This is a genomic window from Bacillus sp. FSL L8-0358 (genome assembly GCF_038593095.1).
In the GTDB taxonomy this organism is placed as follows: domain Bacteria; phylum Bacillota; class Bacilli; order Bacillales; family Bacillaceae; genus Bacillus; species Bacillus subtilis.
Genome location: NZ_CP151962.1, coordinates 2,568,029 through 2,588,917 on the forward strand (window position 1 = coordinate 2,568,029; position 20,889 = coordinate 2,588,917).

The 20,889-nt window shown below is 35.8% G+C and carries 27 protein-coding genes and 5 pseudogenes; 9 read left to right on the plus strand and 23 right to left on the minus strand.

The genetic code is table 11. The features are described 5' to 3' along the window. Nucleotides 1–43: 43 nt before the first annotated feature. The 11 genes from NYE49_RS13200 to NYE49_RS13250 all read right to left on the minus strand — a co-directional run bounded on the left by NYE49_RS13200 (nt 44) and on the right by NYE49_RS13250 (nt 5,299). Nucleotides 44–193 carry a hypothetical protein gene (locus tag NYE49_RS13200; RefSeq protein ID WP_072175918.1) on the minus strand — a complete coding sequence of 50 codons (150 nt, stop codon included), beginning with the start codon at nt 191–193 and terminating at the stop codon, nt 44–46. Next, entirely contained in the window at nt 184–1,125 is a 942-nt protein-coding gene (locus NYE49_RS13205) for an ATP-binding protein (RefSeq protein WP_342410301.1), read from the minus strand. Before NYE49_RS13205 ends, NYE49_RS13200 begins: the two co-directional genes overlap by 10 nt. Then, nucleotides 1,007–1,684, minus strand: coding sequence for a DnaD domain protein (locus NYE49_RS13210; protein WP_342411023.1), 678 nt, complete (start codon nt 1,682–1,684; stop codon nt 1,007–1,009). Before NYE49_RS13210 ends, NYE49_RS13205 begins: the two co-directional genes overlap by 119 nt. Nucleotides 1,685–1,760: 76 nt before the next feature. Continuing rightward, the gene (locus NYE49_RS13215; protein WP_342410302.1) at nt 1,761–2,615 is read right to left on the minus strand and encodes a recombinase RecT; all 855 of its coding nucleotides are present in this window, start codon (nt 2,613–2,615) and stop codon (nt 1,761–1,763) included. A gap of 2 nt (nt 2,616–2,617) precedes the next feature. Next, the gene (locus NYE49_RS13220; protein ID WP_342411024.1) at nt 2,618–3,589 is read right to left on the minus strand and encodes a YqaJ viral recombinase family protein; all 972 of its coding nucleotides are present in this window, start codon (nt 3,587–3,589) and stop codon (nt 2,618–2,620) included. 88 nt (nt 3,590–3,677) lie between these two features. Further along, nucleotides 3,678–3,872: a hypothetical protein gene (locus tag NYE49_RS13225; protein WP_003229905.1), complete on the minus strand. Its 195-nt coding sequence runs from the start codon at nt 3,870–3,872 to the stop codon at nt 3,678–3,680. Continuing rightward, complete coding sequence (locus NYE49_RS13230) at nt 3,832–4,005, minus strand: hypothetical protein (protein WP_120028409.1); 174 nt, start codon at nt 4,003–4,005, stop codon at nt 3,832–3,834. Before NYE49_RS13230 ends, NYE49_RS13225 begins: the two co-directional genes overlap by 41 nt. After that, nucleotides 4,002–4,259 carry a YqaH family protein gene (locus tag NYE49_RS13235; RefSeq protein ID WP_015714340.1) on the minus strand — a complete coding sequence of 86 codons (258 nt, stop codon included), beginning with the start codon at nt 4,257–4,259 and terminating at the stop codon, nt 4,002–4,004. Before NYE49_RS13235 ends, NYE49_RS13230 begins: the two co-directional genes overlap by 4 nt. Next, on the minus strand, nt 4,256–4,825 hold the full coding sequence (locus NYE49_RS13240; RefSeq protein WP_339233468.1) for a helix-turn-helix transcriptional regulator: 570 nt from the start codon (nt 4,823–4,825) through the stop codon (nt 4,256–4,258). The genes NYE49_RS13235 and NYE49_RS13240 overlap by 4 nt, the downstream gene beginning before the upstream one ends. A 73-nt stretch (nt 4,826–4,898) precedes the next feature. Then, nucleotides 4,899–5,039 carry a hypothetical protein gene (locus NYE49_RS13245; RefSeq protein WP_032679254.1) on the minus strand — a complete coding sequence of 47 codons (141 nt, stop codon included), beginning with the start codon at nt 5,037–5,039 and terminating at the stop codon, nt 4,899–4,901. A gap of 29 nt (nt 5,040–5,068) precedes the next feature. Further along, complete coding sequence (locus NYE49_RS13250; RefSeq protein ID WP_339237646.1) at nt 5,069–5,299, minus strand: helix-turn-helix transcriptional regulator; 231 nt, start codon at nt 5,297–5,299, stop codon at nt 5,069–5,071. 175 nt (nt 5,300–5,474) lie between these two features. Here NYE49_RS13250 and sknR point away from each other — a divergent pair, with 175 nt between their 5' ends. After that, nucleotides 5,475–5,825 (plus strand): transcriptional regulator SknR, encoded by a 351-nt coding sequence (gene sknR, locus NYE49_RS13255; protein ID WP_004398704.1) that lies wholly within the window; start codon nt 5,475–5,477, stop codon nt 5,823–5,825. Nucleotides 5,826–6,092: 267 nt separating this feature from the next. Here the strand turns inward: sknR and NYE49_RS13260 are convergent, their stop codons facing one another. Beyond that, complete coding sequence (locus NYE49_RS13260) at nt 6,093–6,260, minus strand: hypothetical protein (RefSeq protein WP_021480134.1); 168 nt, start codon at nt 6,258–6,260, stop codon at nt 6,093–6,095. A gap of 354 nt (nt 6,261–6,614) precedes the next feature. Continuing rightward, nucleotides 6,615–7,151, minus strand: coding sequence for an AAA family ATPase (locus NYE49_RS13265; RefSeq protein WP_015251646.1), 537 nt, complete (start codon nt 7,149–7,151; stop codon nt 6,615–6,617). A gap of 267 nt (nt 7,152–7,418) precedes the next feature. Between NYE49_RS13265 and NYE49_RS13270 the strand changes: the two are divergent. The 3 pseudogenes from NYE49_RS13270 (at nt 7,419) to NYE49_RS13280 (ending at nt 8,448) form a co-directional block, all read left to right on the plus strand. Further along, nucleotides 7,419–7,936: pseudogene (locus NYE49_RS13270) on the plus strand (ImmA/IrrE family metallo-endopeptidase). 5 nt (nt 7,937–7,941) lie between these two features. After that, nucleotides 7,942–8,334, plus strand: a pseudogene (locus NYE49_RS13275) (sigma-70 family RNA polymerase sigma factor); the annotation flags it as partial. Beyond that, nucleotides 8,334–8,448, plus strand: a pseudogene (locus tag NYE49_RS13280) (hypothetical protein). The pseudogenes NYE49_RS13275 and NYE49_RS13280, both read left to right, overlap by 1 nt. On the opposite strand, the pseudogene NYE49_RS13285 reads toward NYE49_RS13280, so the two are convergent. From NYE49_RS13285 to fumC, 3 genes and pseudogenes are all read right to left on the minus strand, one after another. Further along, a pseudogene (locus NYE49_RS13285) lies at nt 8,414–8,611 on the minus strand (recombinase family protein); the annotation flags it as partial. The pseudogenes NYE49_RS13280 and NYE49_RS13285 overlap by 35 nt on opposite strands. Beyond that, on the minus strand, nt 8,569–8,733 hold the full coding sequence (locus tag NYE49_RS13290) for a hypothetical protein (protein WP_080344215.1): 165 nt from the start codon (nt 8,731–8,733) through the stop codon (nt 8,569–8,571). The pseudogene NYE49_RS13285 and the gene NYE49_RS13290, both read right to left, overlap by 43 nt. A gap of 111 nt (nt 8,734–8,844) precedes the next feature. After that, nucleotides 8,845–10,233 (minus strand): class II fumarate hydratase, encoded by a 1,389-nt coding sequence (gene fumC / locus NYE49_RS13295; RefSeq protein WP_047182908.1) that lies wholly within the window; start codon nt 10,231–10,233, stop codon nt 8,845–8,847. A 170-nt stretch (nt 10,234–10,403) separates the two neighbouring features. Between fumC and NYE49_RS13300 the strand changes: the two genes are divergently transcribed. Further along, a complete protein-coding gene (locus NYE49_RS13300; protein WP_047182909.1) occupies nt 10,404–11,294 on the plus strand; it encodes a LysR family transcriptional regulator in 891 nt (296 codons plus the stop codon). Between the two features lie 309 nt (nt 11,295–11,603). On the opposite strand, the gene NYE49_RS13305 is transcribed toward NYE49_RS13300, so the two are convergent. The 5 genes from NYE49_RS13305 to NYE49_RS13325 all read right to left on the minus strand — a co-directional run bounded on the left by NYE49_RS13305 (nt 11,604) and on the right by NYE49_RS13325 (nt 14,398). After that, a complete protein-coding gene (locus NYE49_RS13305; protein ID WP_047182910.1) occupies nt 11,604–11,954 on the minus strand; it encodes an Lrp/AsnC family transcriptional regulator in 351 nt (116 codons plus the stop codon). 78 nt (nt 11,955–12,032) lie between these two features. After that, nucleotides 12,033–12,671, minus strand: coding sequence for an HD domain-containing protein (locus NYE49_RS13310; RefSeq protein ID WP_047182911.1), 639 nt, complete (start codon nt 12,669–12,671; stop codon nt 12,033–12,035). Between the two features lie 85 nt (nt 12,672–12,756). Further along, nucleotides 12,757–13,380: an FMN-binding negative transcriptional regulator gene (locus tag NYE49_RS13315; protein ID WP_047182912.1), complete on the minus strand. Its 624-nt coding sequence runs from the start codon at nt 13,378–13,380 to the stop codon at nt 12,757–12,759. Nucleotides 13,381–13,405: 25 nt separating this feature from the next. After that, nucleotides 13,406–13,924, minus strand: a complete 519-nt coding sequence (locus NYE49_RS13320) for a GNAT family N-acetyltransferase (protein ID WP_047182913.1) — start codon at nt 13,922–13,924, stop codon at nt 13,406–13,408. Between the two features lie 18 nt (nt 13,925–13,942). Continuing rightward, on the minus strand, nt 13,943–14,398 hold the full coding sequence (locus tag NYE49_RS13325; protein WP_047182914.1) for a MarR family transcriptional regulator: 456 nt from the start codon (nt 14,396–14,398) through the stop codon (nt 13,943–13,945). 115 nt (nt 14,399–14,513) lie between these two features. On the opposite strand from NYE49_RS13325, the gene NYE49_RS13330 reads away from it, so the two are divergent. After that, the gene (locus tag NYE49_RS13330) at nt 14,514–15,161 is read left to right on the plus strand and encodes a YitT family protein (protein WP_047182915.1); all 648 of its coding nucleotides are present in this window, start codon (nt 14,514–14,516) and stop codon (nt 15,159–15,161) included. A 105-nt stretch (nt 15,162–15,266) separates the two neighbouring features. On the opposite strand, the gene NYE49_RS13335 is transcribed toward NYE49_RS13330, so the two are convergent. Then, nucleotides 15,267–16,067 (minus strand): dihydrodipicolinate synthase family protein, encoded by an 801-nt coding sequence (locus NYE49_RS13335; protein WP_047182916.1) that lies wholly within the window; start codon nt 16,065–16,067, stop codon nt 15,267–15,269. A 148-nt stretch (nt 16,068–16,215) separates the two neighbouring features. Here NYE49_RS13335 and NYE49_RS13340 point away from each other — a divergent pair, with 148 nt between their 5' ends. Beyond that, entirely contained in the window at nt 16,216–17,595 is a 1,380-nt protein-coding gene (locus NYE49_RS13340; RefSeq protein WP_047182917.1) for a PLP-dependent aminotransferase family protein, read from the plus strand. 616 nt (nt 17,596–18,211) lie between these two features. Here NYE49_RS13340 and NYE49_RS13345 read toward each other — a convergent pair. After that, a complete protein-coding gene (locus tag NYE49_RS13345; protein WP_014477416.1) occupies nt 18,212–19,339 on the minus strand; it encodes a Rap family tetratricopeptide repeat protein in 1,128 nt (375 codons plus the stop codon). A 586-nt stretch (nt 19,340–19,925) separates the two neighbouring features. Here NYE49_RS13345 and NYE49_RS13350 point away from each other — a divergent pair. Both NYE49_RS13350 and NYE49_RS13355 read left to right on the plus strand, forming a co-directional pair. Then, nucleotides 19,926–20,229, plus strand: a pseudogene (locus NYE49_RS13350) (tRNA-Val4). A gap of 93 nt (nt 20,230–20,322) precedes the next feature. Further along, a complete protein-coding gene (locus NYE49_RS13355; RefSeq protein WP_047182918.1) occupies nt 20,323–20,757 on the plus strand; it encodes an SMI1/KNR4 family protein in 435 nt (144 codons plus the stop codon). Nucleotides 20,758–20,889 lie beyond the last annotated feature (132 nt).

Below are 20,889 nucleotides of genomic sequence, written 5' to 3' on the forward strand. Positions count from 1 at the left end.
TCTCGGTGCGGAGAGTAAATTTGTCAGCAGAGACACAACTGCTTTAAGCACTCAGCATCCGCTCCATTTGCTTTATTTTTTCCTCAAGTAAACGGATAGTTGGCGTAAGATCTTTACCTTCTGTAGGACTTAGAGGTCCGAATATATAAAGTCCATCAGCTGCTTTTATATTCGTTTTCTTTTTCATTCCCAATCACCTAACCTATGATTTAATTGCATTCGATCGCCTTTAATAATCACTATGTAATCACGACACATCTGGTGAATTCGTGAACCAAGAGCCTCGTCTATATCCAAAATCTCATCGATTGTTAACTCCGAAGAAATTAGCAAAGGCTTGTGATTTAAATATCGGTAGTTTAAGACTGACTGGATTTGTTCAACCTGCCAGTCTGTTGCCCTTGGTTGACCGTTTATTGGTTTGAATAAGTCATCAATGAATAGAACTTCGACCTTTCTCATGGCATCGAGTTTTGCTTCTAAATTGTCAAAGTCAGCTTTCAAATCACCCATGCCCTCTACGTAAGGGAAATACATGCAGTGTACTGATTTTTTCTTGATCAGATTATTCATTATCGCCGTGAGCAAATGAGTTTTACCGCTACCTGGCTGTCCAAGTAATGCGATACTGTTTTGCCTTTCTCCTTTGATCTTTTGAAAATCTTTATAGTATTCCACTGCACATTCATAAGCATCTTTGATCATGTCTGGCTTACCGTCCGTGATGAAGTTACCAAAGAGAAGCTTTTCAAACTCTTCTGTAATGCCACTAGCTGACATGAGTCTGGCTATTTTCTTTCGTCTCACACATTCACACTGTTTTGAATAAGTATCTTTCCATTCACTAGCTTTGTTCGGCGTGCAAACCTTCCCCAAAAGAAAATCATCTTCAGGTACCATTTCATCTGGAACCATAAGATCTAACTGTTCATCCAAATGCCAAGGAGTGTCCTTATGAACCCGATAAACGACAATTCCACGATCCTTACAATAAGGACAATCAAATTCACCCTTTTCTTCGGATGCGGCCTGTTTTGTTCCCAAAAAGTGGGCTGACTTTTCCCGAAGTTCCTGCATGATCGTTTGGAATGCGGTGTCTATACTGACTGCTTTGTTTATAGCCATATTGTTTCTCCTTTCTCTTTTGAGTGAATGGATTTGATAAGATGGCTTGAACATATGACAAACTAGCTGCTTTCCCCTTTAATTGAAACGCTGTCTTGATAGCCTCCATCACTTTTTCTTCACCATAATCGTCGACCATGTATCCAATTCGCTGTGCCTCCATCGGGCCAACTGACCGAGCAACTTTGTTTTCATATAGCTCAAAGGCATTTTTCATTTTGTCATCAACCTCCTTATGTTCGATCTCAGCTGGTTCGAGAGCTTTTTTCTTCATGTAATTTCCTAGCTGTATGTAGTCTGCATAATGAAGTATGGTGACGATGAACCCTCTTTTCTGTGGAAGACGGTCCAATTTGATATATCCCTGTTTCTCCATTCGATCTAGTGAGTATTTGATCTGTGCAGCTGACCAGTTAAAAACTTTTGCAAGTTCCACAACTTTGATAATGGTCTGCCCAAGTTCTAGCTCTTGATTTGGCCTGTATTCAGCTCTTTTGAACAAGTGGTCATAAATTTTTTCATCCCTAAACTCTTTGAATGGTAGTCGGGGTATGACCACATAACCCATTGCTTTTATGTCCAAGTCACTCACCTACTTCCTTTCACAGAATGCAGTTATGTCACGGATGCCGACCTCAATCGAACGGAAGTTCATCTTCTTTTATATCTACAGGCTTGCCGTCAAAAGGATCAGCTTCCTGCGAGGTTGTTTTTTCTGTTTCTTCTTTATCTGAAGGCTCGGAATCGATAATTTCTGAACTGTCTGCCTCATTGGTAATGTCAATCCGTTCCCTTGTTTCATCTTCCTCAATAACTGCTTTTTGCATTTCAACAGAGAGAATCCCCCACTTGCTCAAAACTGCTTTTAATACAGTCTTAAGTGCCATCGCATCCCAGTCATTTTTCCATCCAAAATCAGACTTACTGAATTTCGTTTTGTGTTTCTCCACTTGTGCCTTTGTCCAGTACACTGTTTTTCGGAAGCCATTTATCAACTCAAAATAAGCTGCATAACCAATTACCGCGTCTGATTCTCGTTTTTCAAAATCAATCTCGATCTCCTCAGTCAACGGATTCCACTTCTGCAATTCGCCTTCATGAATCGGTATGCAATTGATGGATTTATATTGGCCTGTTCGTAAGGCTAGCTGTATATATCCTTTGTATCCTAGCTGGAATTGAGCCTTTCCTCCGTAAGGTACAATCCAGGCATACCCTAAGTTTTTATCTATAGGCAGGTCGAGTGTAGCTGCCACCATTGCAGATGAAATAACGCTCATAGGATCTGTTTTCTGTAGCATCTGCTCGCTGTTATAAAGGCTTAAGATAGAAGCAGTAAACTGTGTAGCCCTCTTCCCTAACACTTCCTCAAATCGTTTAATAACAGATGGTGAGGAAAGTAGCCCTTTCATGGTTGCCCCTTGTTGCTGAACAGGAGCGCTTTTTTGTTTCTTTTGGATGCTGTTTTTAATTGATTGATTAGTAGCCATAGTCAGCTAACCTCCTTGATTCCAAAACGTCTGAAATGAGTTTCCTTTTTGACCTTCTCGTAAATATCCGGAAACTGCTCTTTGAGCTTTTTCGTGTCAACTCGATATGAGACAACAGGCTTCCAACAAGCTTGATAGCCTCCGACAAACCCGTACTCTGCATCCTTCATTTCATGTTTGATCTGGTTTTCTAATTCTTTTGCCTGGCTTTGAAGCTCTGAGATCTGTTCTTTAAGAAGCAAGTAATGTCGAATACGTTCTCGATTAGCCGCTGTTAAATCAATAGCTTTATTATTATCCGTTTCGGCATATCGTTTTTTGAGGTATTCCTCCGCAGCACTTGAACCATCTAAAGCAGGAGCTTGTCCACCTAAGACCCTGTCATTCCAGAACTCAATCTCTGCTTCAAAGATCATGTCAATTAACTCATCGTCTCTCTTAATCTCTTTCCAGACAAATTTGTTCCCGCCGATCAGCACAGCAAAGTAAGCTTTCTGATATTCAGGTCCAAGTACACCCAGATAATGCTGGACCTGAACGATATAGCTCTCGGGAATTTCTTCGTCTTTCCATTCTTTTAAGTTGTAGGCTGATGTTGTTTTACATTCAAGGATCGCTTTTTCACCAACGATCATTCGGTCTACATTAGCCAAAATGAAATCATGTTCTGGATGTCTAAGTATTGCTTTTTTACGTCTAACCTTCTTGCCACTACGAATCTCAAATTCTTTTGCAACAATGTCTTCAAGCAATGATCCAAAGTAAGCAGCTTCACTTTGCGATTCACTAACAGGGACCTGTCCTGTTTTGTCTAACCATAATTCAAAAGGTGTCTTCCACTTGTTTAACCCCAAGATAATGGATGCATCTGAGCCGCCAATCCCTTTTCTTCTTTCAATAAGCCATTCATCACGGCTCATTTCAGAAGTCTTAGCAAGAACCTCAGCTCTTCTTGTCATAACCCTAACCCCCATTGTTTTTATTGAGGCTATCTGATAAAATATTTGCACATGAGTTTTTTAGATAGCCTTTAAAGAAGTCCACTTTGCCGAGTGGGCTTTTTTATTGCGCATTTTTAAATTCAAAACCAAGTTGCTCCCTTAAATATCTTTCCAAGTTCTCTCTGAGAATGATTTCGCCGCCATCAATTACATAATCATCAACTGGTGTTACTTCATCACCGTAAAAATCTATTTGCACATCCGTTTCAGTCAGCTTATCGTGCCAGTTGTTTATGACCATTGGATTTTCGACCATTCTTATTCTCCTCTCTGAATTTGTCTGCACGTCTATCCCATAACAGATGGAATTCACTATTGTTACGAATCATCGCACACCATTTACGAACTTCCAGAGCAGTTGCCGGTTTATGAACAAAATGAACCATCATCCTATACATCTGCTCACTACAGTCAAGTTGATACCTTGCTGTTGCATTTTCAATGCCGTTTCATAAAGGCGTCCTTTGTTTGCCAGCCGGCTAATATCCTCAGTAAGAACCTTGATGCTTCCAGCAAGACTAATCGCTTCTTCATAATCACCATCACGTAATGCCTCTGACAGCATGATTGATAGCTCTTCTGCTGATTCGATTTTTCTTTTTGCGATAGGAACATCTGACTTCAAGAAATGATTAGTATTCATACTGAAACCGCCTTCCTTCCTTCTTGTTTTGCCATAGCAACTTGATCAACTAGAGCTTTCCGCGTCCACCTATCTGCAAGCTCCTGCATTTTCAACCCGTGAGTACGAACAAGTGAATAAATCAATGTTTTGTTAGCCGCAATCAAATCAAAAATCTGTTTAATATCCGCCATCGGCAGTTCCTCTGTTTTACCTGGTCGGTTATCCGTAAGCCAACGGGCTAAATGTTTGGTTGCTTGTAATGCTTCCTCCAATTGGTGAACCATATTAATCACCGCATTACTTGCACATTCATTAAGTGCCGGATCAATAGGAGCAGCCGCTGTGGGATGAAGTTTAAATAAGTAATGGACAAGATCAATATGTTCATAGGCATCGCACTTCTCAAACCACTTGATACATAACTCTGGAGTGAGCTTGGCAAGTCCATTTTCAACATCTGAAACATACCTTTGATCCTTACCTCCGATTAATTTGCCGATTTGGTATTGGGAAAGACCTGCAGCCTTACGGGCACTACGCATAATCTGCGGTAAATTCCGCATGTTGTATGGGTTGTTCTCCATATGTTTGCCTCCTGATATATTCGATTTTCAGTTTTAAAATTGAAGTTAATAGACCATGCTGGATATAAATGACTTAGGCTGATTCCTTTTTCTTTTGTTGTGCTAACTTTTCTTGATGTTCATTCATTCGCTGAACAAGTATGCCACTGAGATATTTGTAAGCTTTGGCCTCTGCCTGTTCAAACAGCGGTCCTTTTTTCAAGATGACTTTCATAATTAAAAGGCCTCCTTTGTGAATTCTACTCATGCTGAATCCTTAGAATTATGTTTCGTTTCGTTACATACATCATCAAAAAAAATAGTCCAATCAAAGCCTAATTTCTCTCCTATTTTTTTTGAGACAATAACACTAGGGTTCCTAGTACCATTTTCTATCATAGTGTAGTATGCTCTACCAATCTGTGCAGCTTTGGCAACTTCTTTTTGAGTCAACCCTTTTTCTAAGCGGTTTTTCTTAAGCCATTTTCTCATCAGGTTTCACCCCCTTAATCAGAAAATGTAACGTTTCGTTACTTAGATAATAGTATCGATCCGTTACATTGTCAACACATTTTCATAAAAAAGTATCGTTTTGTTACTAAAACTTATATGTAACTCTTTGTTACGTTACAATGAGATATAGAATAAAAACAAAAGTCAGGTGATTAAAATGTTCTCCGAGAACTTGAAAAAGTGCAGAAAACAAAAGAAACTAACCCAACAAAATATGGCTGATAAACTTGGAATTACTCGGCCTGCCTACACCGCCTATGAACTAGGTAGTCGTGAGCCTGACTATAAAACCTTAATTAATATTTCAAACATACTTGATGTTTCTTTGGATTATCTTCTTAAAGGAGAAAGCAATGAAAAAGTATTTCAGGATGAAGCAAAAAAAGTGTTAAATGATCCTGAAACATTCCTTGCAGCTAAAGACGGTGAAGTAACTGATGAAATCTTACAGGCTGCTTTGGAGATTATAACGGAGCAATTAAAGGAAAGACGGAAATCAGATAAATAAACGCAGTTAGTTTATTATTATTTATTTCTGTTTATTATGTTTAATTATGTTTACTAATAAGATTTAGATTCTCATTTATATCTCAATAATAACCTCATTTATAAAGTGATTTTCGAATCCCTTACAAACCCTTACATGGCAAGGGTTTTTGTTGTTTTTCTCATTTATATTTTCATTTATGTTTCTTTTATATTCTCATGTAAAAAAATTGAGCGTTTATTGTGAGGGAAATTGCAGAGTATCGAAATGGGAAAAGAGGGCTTCTTGTTAAAAACCTTGCAAAGTATATGTGAAAAAAATAAACAATACAATTATCGTAACAACAATAATTGTTTCTTTAATAAAATTTTTATTATCTTCATTCTCTTGTTTCTTTTTTTTAATCTCTTCTCTGTATTTTCTTTGAACCTCTTTCTTCTTATCATTATTTTTCATGATTAAACTCCTTTGAAGTCCATTTATTTCCCTTGCCCCTATCATTTGCAATTGTAATAATTCACTAATGATTACACCAACAAAAAAGGATCGGCAAGGGCTTTTCACTCAATGGTAACCAGCATAAGCACTAGCTGGACAGGTTTCAGGGTGTATCTAATCTTTTAGGTTCCATTTCCTGCAACTGAACCAAAAACTTCCTTATGAAGAACATTCTCTTCTCTGTTGTGGGGATGCTACCAAAAATAGTAGGCAAACTGATAGCGGTATAAAAAACAGCTCATTAAATGCCATACTGGAACTGTCTTTGATTTTTGGATTTATTTTCTGATGCAGCTATTGCTATCCGTTAGTTTAATTAGAACTCAGATAATCCAAGACACGGTCAACTCTTTCATTGACTGAGCAGTCGCCTTCAATCTTTAGCACTGGACAAGATAAATCTGCCATCCAATGTTCATGCAAAGCTCTACTTCTAACTTCCATTCCAGCATTATCATATAAAGAAGCCCACTCTAAAAATGTTTTTGATTGTTCATATTTACTGCCACCGGCTAACACTTCGTTTCCATAACGCTGAAATTCCCTGTGCCTTAGTCTCTCAAGCCGTATATCTTGTGGAATCCATAAGAAGACGACAAGGTCAAAATAACTTTTTAGATTATCGCCCCAGCCACACACTGCACCAGAAAGAATCCATTTCTCATTTATTGTTAAGTCTTTTTCAAGCAACTTTCTTCTTTCAGGAATTTCTCTTTTTTTAGTGAATTTATCTAACCAATAGTAATTATCAGTATCAAGATGCGTATGAGGCAAACGCTTTGATAATGCAGCACCCAATGTCGAAGTTCCGACACCAGAGGCTCCCAATATGTGAATATTTTTTTTCATACTTCCCCTCCTTATTAATCAACCAAACTCCCTGTTTGTTTCATAAGGTACTTACTATTATTTTGACATAAATCCCTAAAGACCTTTACTTTTCTAGAGAAATCCAGATGCGTGTTAAAATCATAATACTTACGAAAACAGTCATTATTAAACGGATTCATATTCCATCTCCTTAGACGCATTTTCCTATGAAAAAAGTCTTGATTTCCATATAATATTTAAACGAATCCAATTTTTAGATTGTCGTCTTTAAGGAGGTTTTTTATCTTGAGGTATACAAACAGTCATTTAGAGGATTGGATTGAAAACTTATACAGAAAGATTGATATTACAGAACCTGAACAAATTAATTTCGAACGGATTGCTGAGTCATTAGATATCAGGCTTTCGTTTAAACCTGTTACAAGCTTCGCACTTAAACACAGCGGAATTTATAACATATGCTTGGACAGCCGAAAAAGCCGTATTGAACAATGGTATGATTTTGCTCATGAATTTTGCCATATATATAGACATGAAGGCGATAAAAAAACAATGCCTGTAACTTGGACTGATTATTTAGAGTGGCAGTCCAATTATTTTACATATCACTTTTGCATTCCAACTTTCATGTTGCGTAATATTAATCTTTCGTACATACAATCACATGCAATTGAAAATGTAGCTTGGTTATTTAAGGTATCCCCTTCATTCGCTAAGAAACGTTTGAACCTTTACTACAGTAAGCTGACTCAACATTTATTAGCCAAACAATTGCGGGAAATCTGTGCACCCCCCTTTTGTAATTAATAATGAAATCCTCATGCATTTGCGCGCATTGAAAAAAACAAAAAAAGACGTCTCCCTTCACGATCCGATCGGGCAGGACAAAGAAGGGAATGAAATAAGCCTGATCGACGTATTGAAATCAGAAAACGAAGATGTGATTGATACGATCCAGCTCAATATGGAGCTTGAAAAAGTGAAACAATACATTGACATTCTAGATGACCGTGAGAAGGAAGTGATAGTCGGGCGGTTTGGGCTTGATTTGAAGAAAGAAAAAACGCAGCGTGAGATTGCCAAAGAGCTCGGGATCTCGCGCAGCTATGTATCGCGGATTGAAAAGAGGGCGCTGATGAAGATGTTTCATGAGTTTTATCGGGCTGAGAAGGAAAAGCGGAAGAAGGCGAAGGGGAAATAATGCAGAAGAGGCCGGATCTCATATTCCGGCTTTCTCTATTTGAAAGATATGAAAATCATTTTTTTCATCGCTGATAAGCTCTCCGAGAAAGACGGTCAGGATTGTAGCAGATAACTTGACTTATAAGTCCCTTGCTTGCGTCCTCCCTCAAGCGAATCAAAGCCGGACGTTCTAAAAGCTCCACATAAAATCCTTCATCGGCATACTTCAGCACATCCTTAGTCCCTGCTTTCTTTATGCAGGCCTCGATCTGGCTGTCGATGCTCGATCCCTTGATCGCTTGTTCCTCGGTATATTGCTATCACCCTGGATCTCCTTCCTATAAAGTTTTATTAAATAATGATAGCAATCGTTCATGCATTTGTCAGCTTGCGGTCTCTCGATAATTATTACCTTCATAAAATGCATCCTGCTATGTAATAAGTGTTTGTCCTAATGAGGCGATTTTCAATGAGTGTAAAAAAAGAAAAAACTAGTTACAGATCAGTAACTAGTTTTCACTTAAAAGATTTAAATGTTTGGTTTCACCATATCTTCTGGTTTAACCATCTCATCAAATTCTTCTTCCGTTAGCAATTTAAGTTGCACAGCAGCCTCTTTTAACGTCAAGCCTTCTTTATAAGCAAACTTAGCAATTTTTGCAGCATTTTCATATCCGATATAAGGATTCAATGCTGTAACAAGCATCAAAGATCCGAAAAGATTTTCTTTAATGGTTATCTTATTAGGTTCAATACCAACCGCACAATGATCATGGAAAGATTTTATTCCATCACTCAATAACTGCACGGATTGAAGGAAGTTATAGATAATAACTGGTTTAAATACATTTAGTTCAAAGTTACCCTGACTTGAAGCAAAACCAATAGTTGCATCATTCCCCATAACTTGAGCCGCAATCATGGTAAGAGCTTCACATTGAGTAGGGTTAACTTTACCGGGCATAATGGAGCTACCTGGCTCATTTTCCGGGATTGAAATTTCCCCGATACCACAGCGAGGACCGCTTGCAAGCCATCTAACATCATTCGCAATTTTCATTAAGTCAGCTGCTAATGCTTTCATAGCACCATGTACATACGTTATTTCATCATGACTAGTTAAGGCATGAAACTTATTAGGTGAACTTTTAAACTGTTGGCCTGTAAACTTTGAGATCTCCTCTGAGACAACTTCTCCAAAATGCGGATGTGCATTAATGCCTGTCCCTACAGCCGTACCCCCGATAGCAAGTTCACGCATTTTTTCAGTTGCTTCCAATATCATTTCTTTCGAACGATCAATCATATATACCCAACCGCTAATTTCTTGTCCAAGGGTAAGAGGTGTAGCATCTTGAAGATGTGTACGACCTATTTTTACAATGTCATTGAATTTTTTTGCTTTTTCATCTAATGTGTTCCGAAGTTGATCCAGTGCAGTAACTAATTGTTCATAGATAGCTAATACACCTGCAACATGCATCGCTGTTGGGAAAGTGTCATTTGAACTTTGACTGCGGTTCACATCATCATTTGGATGTATGGTTTGGATAGAGCCTTTCTCTTTTAATAAAGATGTTGCAAGGTTTGCTATAACTTCGTTAACATTCATATTGCTTTGTGTACCGCTTCCCGTCTGCCAAACAACGAGTGGAAAATTGTCATCATATTTACCTTCAAGAATTTCATCACAAACTGCGGTAATAACCTCTGTTTTTTCACTATCCAAATTCCCTAAACGATTATTAGCAATAGCTGTACTGCGCTTCAATATAGCAAAAGCTTTAACAATACGTTTTGGCATTTTTTCAGAACCTATCTTGAAGTTCTCTTTACTACGTTGTGTTTGCGCTCCCCAAAACTTATCAGCAGGCACCTTTATTTCTCCAAAAGTATCTTTTTCAATTCGATAGTTCATTAAAATAGTCCTCCTTCTGAACATGAAAATAGTTTAAAATTAATATAAAAATTTATATATTTTGCTGCTAAATTTAGCTTAACACTAATAAATCATGATGTATAATGCATAATAAATATGATTTCAATTCCTTTATGTAATTAATGATTTATAAGAAGAGAGGTTTTTTTATGGAATGGGAACAATTAGAGTACTTTCAAACTCTTGCTCGTATACAGCATGTAACCAAAGCTGCTGAAACGTTATCAATAACACAGCCAGCACTTTCTCGGTCTATTGTTAGATTAGAAAATCACTTAGGTGTTCCGCTTTTTGATAGACAAGGCCGGTCCATTAAATTAAATAAATATGGGGAAATATTCCTCAAAAGGGTTGATTCCATGATTCGAGAATATACAGAAGGAAAGGAAGAAATTCAAACTCTTTTAAAACCGGATCAAGGTGAAGTGTCTTTAGGCTTCTTACACACTCTGGGTACGACTATCGTTCCAAACTTAATTGGAGCATTTAAAGATCAATACCCAAATGTTCATTTCCAACTAAACCAGTCTCACTCTAATCAGCTTTTAGATAAACTAAAATCAGGTGAACTAGATCTCTGCCTGCTTGCTTCTTTTCCAGTCGAATCAAATATAATGTGGAAACCCTTATGGAAGGAGGAGCTCTTTTTATTTTTGCCCAAAAATCATGTGTTAGCTGCCCGTAAGGATATTACATTAAACGAAATTGCTAATGAGCCTTTTGTTTTAATGAAAGAAGGTTTCGCTCTTCGAGTGACAATAGATCATATTTTTGAACAGGTTAATATTACCCCAAACATTGTATTTGAAGGTGAAGAAGCTACCACAATTGCAGGTTTTGTTACAGCGGGTCTTGGCGTTTCAATTCTTCCTGATTTTAAAGGCTTAGACCAAACAAATATCGCAAAAGTACGTATTAGTTGGCCAAGGTTTGAGCGTGTAGTCGGTATTTCTTGGATTGAAGGGAAGTATCTATCACCTGTCACTGAAAACTTCAAACAATATATCATCAATCAGTTTCCTCAAATAGATTCGATATAGTATTAAGTTACTTTGTTGATGCCAAATCATGGTACTTCTAGATGGATTTAATAGCTCTAAAGCCAAAACAAAAAAGATACCAATATGATTTGGTATCTTCATCTAAATCAAGTCCCTCAACATAGTAAATCCATATCATTGGTTATGAAAGCTTATTTTCATTATACTCTCTATCTTCCATTTTCATCATTTCTATATGTTTTCACGAATTATGATTAAAAATTGTGATGAAATTTGTGCCCATATAGATTAGCAATACGTCATTGGTGCCATGTCCGTCAAAAATTGCAAACACCCTAAAGGTACCTTTTATTTATTTATCAAAATTGTCAATTTATAATTAACATGCTTGTTTAATTCCGTTAAAAATTGATCTAGCACTTCGTTATTCGGAAATCTACATTCAAGAAGATAACAACCATCTCCGCTAATTTTATAATTATTGATTACATATTTCTCTTGTGTTTCTATAAATGTAAGAAATGGTGTATGATATGTGCTTTTTGTATAGATATTCAGCATGGCATGTATGTTCCATCCCAATTTCTGTTGATTTACCCTAATTGTATATCCCTCAATAACACCGTTGTCTTCTAACTTGGCAACTCTAGAGGCAGTTGCTTGCCCTGTCAAATGAACTTTTTCTCCTAATTGTTTCATTTTCGATCCTTTCAAAGACACAAAAAAAGAGAAGTAAACACATGGTTTAATCCTCTAACAAACTTTGTTTCTTTTTCTCTATTCAGTCCAAGGTGAATGCAAAATACAATCACAGAAATTTTTATTTTTATAGTTGGGCCTAAAATGTTTAACAATATCCTCTTTCATATTTCCAAAAGTAGTCTCAGGCTTATGTTTAAATCCCTCATAAAACGCCGGAATAATCTCCCTCTTAAAATTGTTGCGTGGGAATGCCTTTATAATTTCTTCGCGATAGTCGGCTGGGAATTGTTCAAATCCATCTCCCATTACATCTAAACCAACACCTGAAAAGAGTAATGCCACTTCAGGCTCTTTATGTTCTGCAACACCTGGTGTAGTATGCAATGCAATGGCATCCCAAACAAGACGAATTGATTCCTCCGATATTTGGTACTGTTGCAAAAAGCTCCTCGCTGCATTTGCTCCATCTACCTCAAATCTTAAATCTGGACTGCTGAATTTTTTTGTTAAGCCTAAATCATGGAATAATGCACTAACATAAAGCAATTCTAAATCATAATGCTGCTTTGTTTTTCTTCCGTTAACTGCACCAAATAAAAATACGCGATTTGAGTGATTCCACAATAAGTTGTCCCCATGCTCGCGTAAAATATCTGCTGCATCTTTCGCCAATTGAGTATCTGGAATTCTAATACCTGCTACTTCTTGAAGCATACTGAAAATCCCCTCTACAATTAGATTGTTTTCATTAACAAAACCAATTCTTGTAAAGAAAAATCTTAAATTATAAAAATAGCATTTAATTTTCCTTTTTGAACTTGCTCTCCATCAGTTGCGCCATTTGTTGAGAATTTATATCCTTTTCTTCATAGAGTTTATTTACGATGTTCTGATAGTCCTCTTCATTACGATTTTGACTTAATTTATTGGCAGCTTGAATTTCTTGTACTCTAATCTTAAAACCAACAATACCTTTCAATTCTTGTTCTAATAATTGAGGAGAAAGCCTATCCCATAAAACCGGATTTTCACGATGTTTTTCATATTTTTGTAGCAACGATGTTAAGTCTTGTTTTAACTCTTCTTCGTTTAAAATGCTAGCTGTACCATATACATGTACAGCTTGATAATTCCATGTTGGCACATTTTCCTGTTTATACCAAGAAGAAGAGATATAAGCGTGTGGTCCCTGAAACATCACCAGTACATCTTCACTGGTTTCAAATGTTCTCCATTGAGGATTCCCATAAGCGATATGCCCCGTTATAAAGTAAGTATCTCCTTCTTGCACTAGCTGCAATGGTAAATGAGTAGCAATGGGTTTCCCTTTTCTTGTTGTCACAATTGTGCCAAAAGAGTTTTCTTTAACAAAGTCCCAAATCTCATTAATATTTGTTATCTTATAGTATTTCGGAATATACATAACTATCCATCCCCCTTGTAAAAATTTATATCAGTGTCTTGATCATGATGAAATCAGTTTGTTCTTCATCGCCCATATAAAATGAGTGCGCTCCTGTTTTAATAAATCCCATCTTTTCATAAAAAGCAATGGCATTTTCATTTTTTTCCCAAACACCTAGCCAAATTTTCTTTTTATTACATTCCAGTGCAATATCCACAGCTTTATTAAACAGATGTTTACCCAGACCATGTTTTTGGAATTTCTTCTTTATATAAATCCTTTCGATTTCAAGTGATTCTTCACCCATCTCTTCCGACTGAGCATCATTTGTATTGACCTTTAAATATCCAGCTACTTCATTATCTAAAAAAACAAAATAGAATTGTGACCAAGAATTGGATAACTCCAATTGAAGTTGTTTAGAGTTAAAAGCTTTTTCTAAATAGGCTTTCATATTTTCAGGTGAATTCTGATCTTTAAATGTGTCGTTGAACGTTTCAATACTTATTTCTTGTAGTATGTTTAAATCTTCATGATTGCACTTTTTAATTAGAATGTTCACTTTTATAAAGCTCCTTCTTTATAAATAACTTCTTTTGTTTCCCTTCTTAACATATTCCCAATCTTTTTCTATATTTTTTCTTATTCTTTGAAGAAAATTGAAAATAGACTCTGCTTCTTTTTCAGAAAATCCCGCTAAAGCAACACGATTTGAATGCTCATTTTCACTTTTTATAAATGGAAATACATTTTTCCCCTTCTCAGTTGGAAAGAGTTTTTTTATTTTTTTGTTATGTTCATCATCTTTCTTTTCAATAAAACTGTTCATTTCAAGTTTTTTAATCGCACGAGACGCTGTCGTTCTGTCTACTTTGATCATTTCAACTAGTTTTTCTTGGATGATTCCTGGGTTTTCACATATTCGTACAAGATACAAATACTGCCCTTTGGTAAGGTCATGTTCTTTAAATTCGATATTACTTATGGAATCTAACGCCCTTGCAATCATTCCAATTTCACGAAGAATTTCCTTCATCATTACCCCCTTAAAGTTATTTTTGTTGCAAATACAATATAAATGACATATATTGAATATAAACTAACTTTGTTGTAAATACAACAAAAAATAATAAAAAAAGAGGCTGAGTACAATGAAATATTTGTTTTATATATTAGGAATTTTAATCTTAACCCTCGGCATTTCTTTCACGATTCAATCAAACCTTGGCACTTCACCTTTTGATGCTCTATTGGTTGGACTGTCCACAAATGTGGGACTTACTGCGGGAAGTTGGGAAATTATATTAGCCTTAATACTGATTTGCTTCAATTCAATTTTAAAGAGACAACGACCAGAAATTTTGGGGATGTTAACAGCATTTATAACAGGAATTGGCATTGATATGTGGCTTTTTTTATTGCAGGATTTAATAACACCTGAACAATGGTATAGCAAAATTGTTTGTTTCGGAATCGGGCTAGTTGTAATAGGAATAGGAACTGCAACATATTTATACACCAATTTTGCGCCAATTCCAATTGATCGATTAACTTTAATCATACAAGAATTAACCAGAACAAATCTATTTTTTGCAAGAACACTCATTTACCTAATATTCTTGATAATGGCAATAATTTCGAATGGACCAATTGGTATAGGGACTTTATTGACCGTTTGTTTAGCAGGGTTAATACTTAATTACTTTATGCCATTTACTAAAAAAGTTTTAGACTGCATATTAACAAACCCTTCTAGTACCTCATTAAATTTAGGTAAAGATAAAAACCACACAATATAGGGTATGCTGTCGAGTTTTTTCTCGACAGCCATAAATATTTACTCCTCTGTTCTTCCTTCCACTTTCTCAAAGTTAGTCCTTTCTGTAACAAACTAAGGCGCCATCTTACATTTTTATGATCGGTGATCGACAATCTCCTATTTTTAAACCAATATTTTTATAGTGAGTTTTTATATTAATAAGAGTGTGATCGTTTATAACTTCATTTATAAGTTCGTTTAATCTATTTAAATCTACATGTTTATTTTCTAATAAGTCATTGAAAATTACTTTGATCTCATCAGGATAAACATTTCCAACCAAGCTTGATAGACCATTACATCCATTTTTAATCATTTCTGGAAGGTTTACATCTCCAGCTGCAAACATAATAAAATTATTAGGGAAGTCTGTTTGTTTATGCCGATGAACATCGCCTCCTTCTTTAAGTCCCCTTATATTTGAATGTCGGCTTAGTAAATCATTAAGTGCTTTCTCACTCAAATTAAAACCAGTCCTGGTAGGGTTATTATAAAGCGCAACCTCTTTAGATGTATGACTAAGAAGTTCGTCAACATAATAAATAGCTTGCTTTTGTGTAGGTCTTATATAAGGCGGAAAACCAATTAATATTGAATGAATATGAGTTTTCTCAATTTTTTCAATTAGTTTTATGGCATCACTTGTTCTCGTAGCTGAAACACCAAACATAAGTTCGATATCATCGGATTTTCGCTGACTGAAATACTCAATGATCTGAATACGTTCATCTATGCTCAGTGAATGTTGTTCACCAGTAGTACCGCATATTAGTAATGAATTGATACCGTTGTTTTTTAAATGATCAACAATAGTATCAAATCCTTCTAAAAATAGACTTTCATCCTCATTAAAAGGCGTAGGAATAGCAACATTTAGATTTTTCATTTTGAAATTTCCCCCAAATAAATATTCTTTAACTAACCATATGTCTTTATTTTCAATGGATTGACAAAGTACTTTTAGGATAAAATAACAACTGACATTTTAAAAGGTACAGTTTTAGTTAAATATACATGTCAGAGGAGAAAAACAAATGAAAAGCATGATTTTCGCTTTCAAAAGCGACACTCCGAAATACAAACAAATTTACGAGCAATTTAAGGCATTAATCGAGCATGGAAATATAAAAGTAAATGAGCAGCTGCCATCCATTCGAGAACTGGCCAATTCCCTGCAGGTAAGCCGCAATACAACGCTAATGGCCTACGATCTTCTTTTAGCAGAGGGATACATTCGCGGAGAATCACGTAAAGGGTATTTTGCAAATGAAGTAGGACCCCTTTTAAGACAAGAAAATGCTGAGGTACAAGCTGATAAAACAGAAACGTCACAACCGATACTGATTGATTTTCGCGCCGGAGCCGTCGATCAAAAGCATTTTCCGCTGAAAACATGGAGAAAATTATACAATCAGGTTTTGTCATTAGAGAAAAGCTATCTGTACAGCGAACCATTTGGAGAAATGAGCCTCCGTGAGCAAATTGCCACTTATCTTTTAGAATCACGTGGGGTGAAAACAGATGCTAATTCTATTATTATCGGCAGTGGTACGCAACAAATGCTAATATATCTTTGCCACATTCTAAAAGAGGAATTTCACGGAATTGTAGTTGAAAATCCGGGGTATGAAGGTGCCAGGGAAGCTTTTCAATTTCATGGACTTCATTTAGAAACGCTTCCTGTTTATGAAAGTGGAGCTGACTTTTCTCAATTAAATGCACTGAAAGAGAAATTAATCTATGTGACTCCTTCCCATCATAGCCCTTACGGCGTAAGCATGACCATTCAGCATCGTCAAACACTGATCAATTGGGCGAATAATAGAGAAGGATATATTATTGAAGATGATTATGATAGTGAGTTCCGTTATACGCAACAGCCGTTTCCCGCCCTTGCATCCATTCAATCAGAACGAGTGATCTATTTGGGGAATTTCTCAAAATCCTTTCTTCCCGGCATCCGTATAAGTTATATGGTTTTGCCGCAGCCCATTTTGCATAAGTATAAAAAACGGTTTCTTCATTTTGAAAACACTGCTTCTTTGCTTAATCAGCTAACCATGTCTGAATTTATAAAGGCTGGTGAATGGACTCGCCATATTAAGCGTATGCGCATTGTATATAAACGCAAGATGCAACACTTAATTTCAAATTTAAAGCAGCAGTTTGGGGATCATGTGACAATCATCGGCGAGCAGTCCGGATTATATATATTAGTGAGAGTTCATCTGAATTGCCTAGAAGAGAAATTAATTCAGCGTGCTTTGCAGTACGGTGTGAAAGTATATCCTACTTCCGTTCATTTCGTTAACACTATGCCTGATAAACCAATTATAAAGTTAGGTTTTGCTCATCTCAACTTTGATGAAATTACATCTGGCTCACAGCTTTTAAAAAGTGCTTGGTTAAATTAAACATAATTAAGAAATAGAAGTTGAAAGGCACAGAAAATTTGCTCATATACATAATAGATAAAAAGAAAAGGCTTAAAACTCTTTCCTTTTTTAGATACCATTTGTCCATACTATCAATCCACTTGCTCCTAAACAATTATAAAAGGCTGTTGAGATTTTTCTCACAGCCTGAATTAATTTAAAGTTTAGTTTTCCAACTTAGTTTCTTTACCTTTTGCTTCTTAATAATCTGGTGTTTTCTTTGACAGCCCCAACCTGTCACTTTCTCCGTTACCTAGCATATATTCAAGATGCTTAATACCAAGCCAAAAGTTATTATGATCTACCGAAAATTTTAATTTGCGGTGCACTATTGCCTTTTTCTCTCCCCAAAAAATAAGGTTATGCCTCAAGGATTTAAAAGGGGATACTATTTATGTAGCATTTGATTCCATTGTTTCTGTTAATATCAAATAAAAAAACCTCCATTTCTGAAGGAGGTTGAATGTAATATTATCAAGTTTGAAAACGATCAGAGGCAATATGAAATGTGTTTTGAGTTTGATCTTCTGTTAAGTTGGATCCGAAACCACACACTAAAACAAGTGACAAACCCAGGATTAGGCATACCTTCTTTTTAAAAGTCATACAGGCATTCTCCCCTTTGAATTTGTGTTTGAGTCTCAAGCATTTTCTGATGATATACATAGGATGTTTCAAATTCTTTTGAGTTTGCGTAAGCAGCTGCGGTCTCACAGGCAATGTCTTCAATATATGAATAGTTCTTATTTTTTTCTAAGTATTCTATTGTTTGATTAACACCTTGTTGGTCCACTGCATCGACATAAAGAGCTTTTAAATATCCCTGTAATTTTGCGAAAAGCTCATCACCTTGATAAAGAGCTGCTGACAAACCTTTCTTACTTACTTGGATAGCCTCATTCATTTTTCCTTGTTTAAAAAGGATTTTTGCATAAGAAAATAAAGAATGTGGCAAGTTTGTGAGCTTTTCTTTTTCTGTAATCTCCACTGCTTGCTTTATGTATACTTCCGCCTGCTCGTAATCACCACTGTCAGCAAAATTAGTGCCTAAATTATATAGTGCAGAACTAATCAACCTTTTGTTATTCAATTCCCTAGATAACTCTAATGCCTTTTCAAGATGCGGCTGACTTTTTTCGTAATGTTTAAAATCAGTATAATTCCCTGAGATAACAAACATACATTGAACTTTTCGCACCTTATAAAGTTCATATTGATTATAAATATCCAATGCTTGTTTAACGTGATGCATAGACACATGACTTTGCTTCATACCATAATATGCTTCAGCTAACTTAAAATGAAACTCTGCCCTTTCGATCTCATCTGGGACATGTATAAGCTGCTTTTCGGCTTCTCTATAATAGTAGATAGCTTTCATGTATTGCTTCTTATCAAACTCGTACATCCCTCTGAAAAATAGAGAATAATACGATAACAGGCCAGATATGCCTTTATTTGAAGTCTCAATTTTTTCAAGAAGTTCCTCAATAGTTGGTCTTATACGTGTTGTTACGGGTTCCAAATAATCTAACATGAGCTGATGACGGAATTTCATTAGGGAGAAGTAAATGAGTAAATACTCATCTTCCTCCATCCGTTGGATTTCTTGCTCGACCTCTGCCTTTAAAATCTCTGCATCCGGGACACTAAATTGACGTATCATTTTATACCATTCATTGATCTTTACGCCAACTTCTGACGATGATAAAACCGGATTCACAGGACCCCTCCTTTTATGTCTTTTTATGTAATATTCTAACATTTCCAAAAAGTGTTCAGACCGCAAAAAAACCGCAAACTTTTTATTCGCTATCTTTGATATGATCAATCAAGTTAATTTTAGGTTCGTTCCCTCTTTCTTCCATGGTAATATTTTGATATATAATTAAATGAAAGGGTATGATTATGAAAGTCTTTGAAGCTAAAACACCTATGTCTGAAGCTACAGACCGCGCCAAAGAATATAAAGAACTAAGGACGCAAATGGTCAACTTGAGAAAAGCTTTACAAAGCGTCGGGCGGAAAAATTATTCAGGGTACGGAAAAAAAAACTGATAAAAACGGAGTTTATATGGCAAAGGTTGAGGTTGATAAAAATAGCTGATTCTAGTTTCTTCCCTAGAGAGTGGAACCGTACAGATGTATTAAAAGCTATTGATGAAGCTTACCAAACTAAAAAGCAAATCGGCCAACTAAATTCAGGGGCATCTCTTGGTCGGGTATTAAAATAGAAATGTATTTAAATAAGGAGCAATAGCAACTGCTTATCCGTTATATAAATAATAATATTTAAGGTGAAATAACATATGAAGTATTCATATAAATTTGAAGAAGATCCATTTGGTGATTTAGGAATAGTATTGCCAGAAGAAATCAGTATTTTCTCTGACTTTATTGAAAACATCACTACAGAAGAACAAGCCAACGAGTATATAGATTACATTGAGAAGGTTTCAGAAGGGATATATGAAGATTTTGAGATTGAGTTAAATGCTACAAGTGTTCTAATCAAAAAAGATGTGGCAATTGTTGAGAAACCTCTTTTAGGAAGAAGAACCCTATGAAAACTCAATTGAGACTAATCAATTTAGAGAATTGCTATTAATATGATGAGAAAAAATTCCAGATATATTTAAAGATTAGAAAAATCAACACCCTCTTGTTACATAAAGAAGGATGTTACAGATCAAGGCGGTGATTCATATGGTTGAATGGGATTTCGGAGAGCATCCTGTTAGTAACAAGGAAATTATTGAAGTAGAAAACCTGTTACAAGTAAAGTTCCCAAAAGATTATTTAGAATATGTCAAAATCTATTCTGGTGCTACCCCCTCTCCTGAAACTTTTGATCTTGAAGATAGGGAAGGAATTGCATTTGGATACTTACATAGCTTCCATAAAGAAAGTGAGTCATATATAGTTAACGTTTCTAATCGTTATCGAGACGGCAGAATGCCAGATAAAGTAAAACCGATTGCCGATGATGTGTTTGGCAATGAAATCTGCTTCGATTTTAGAAAAGGACTCAATAGTCCTTCTATTGTATTTTGGGATCATGACATCGCTTATGAAGATAAGGAAAGTTCCATTAGCTATGTTTGTGATTCATTCACAGAGTTAATGAACAAACTTGAATAGAATGAACTTTGTCTCTAGCTGATTTTAAGTAAATAACAAAAAACTAAGGCAGAATTTGCAGAAAGCAAAATTTAAGAAATCATATTATATATGTGGAAAGTCCTTCTCATAACAAGAAGGGCTTCTCTTTTA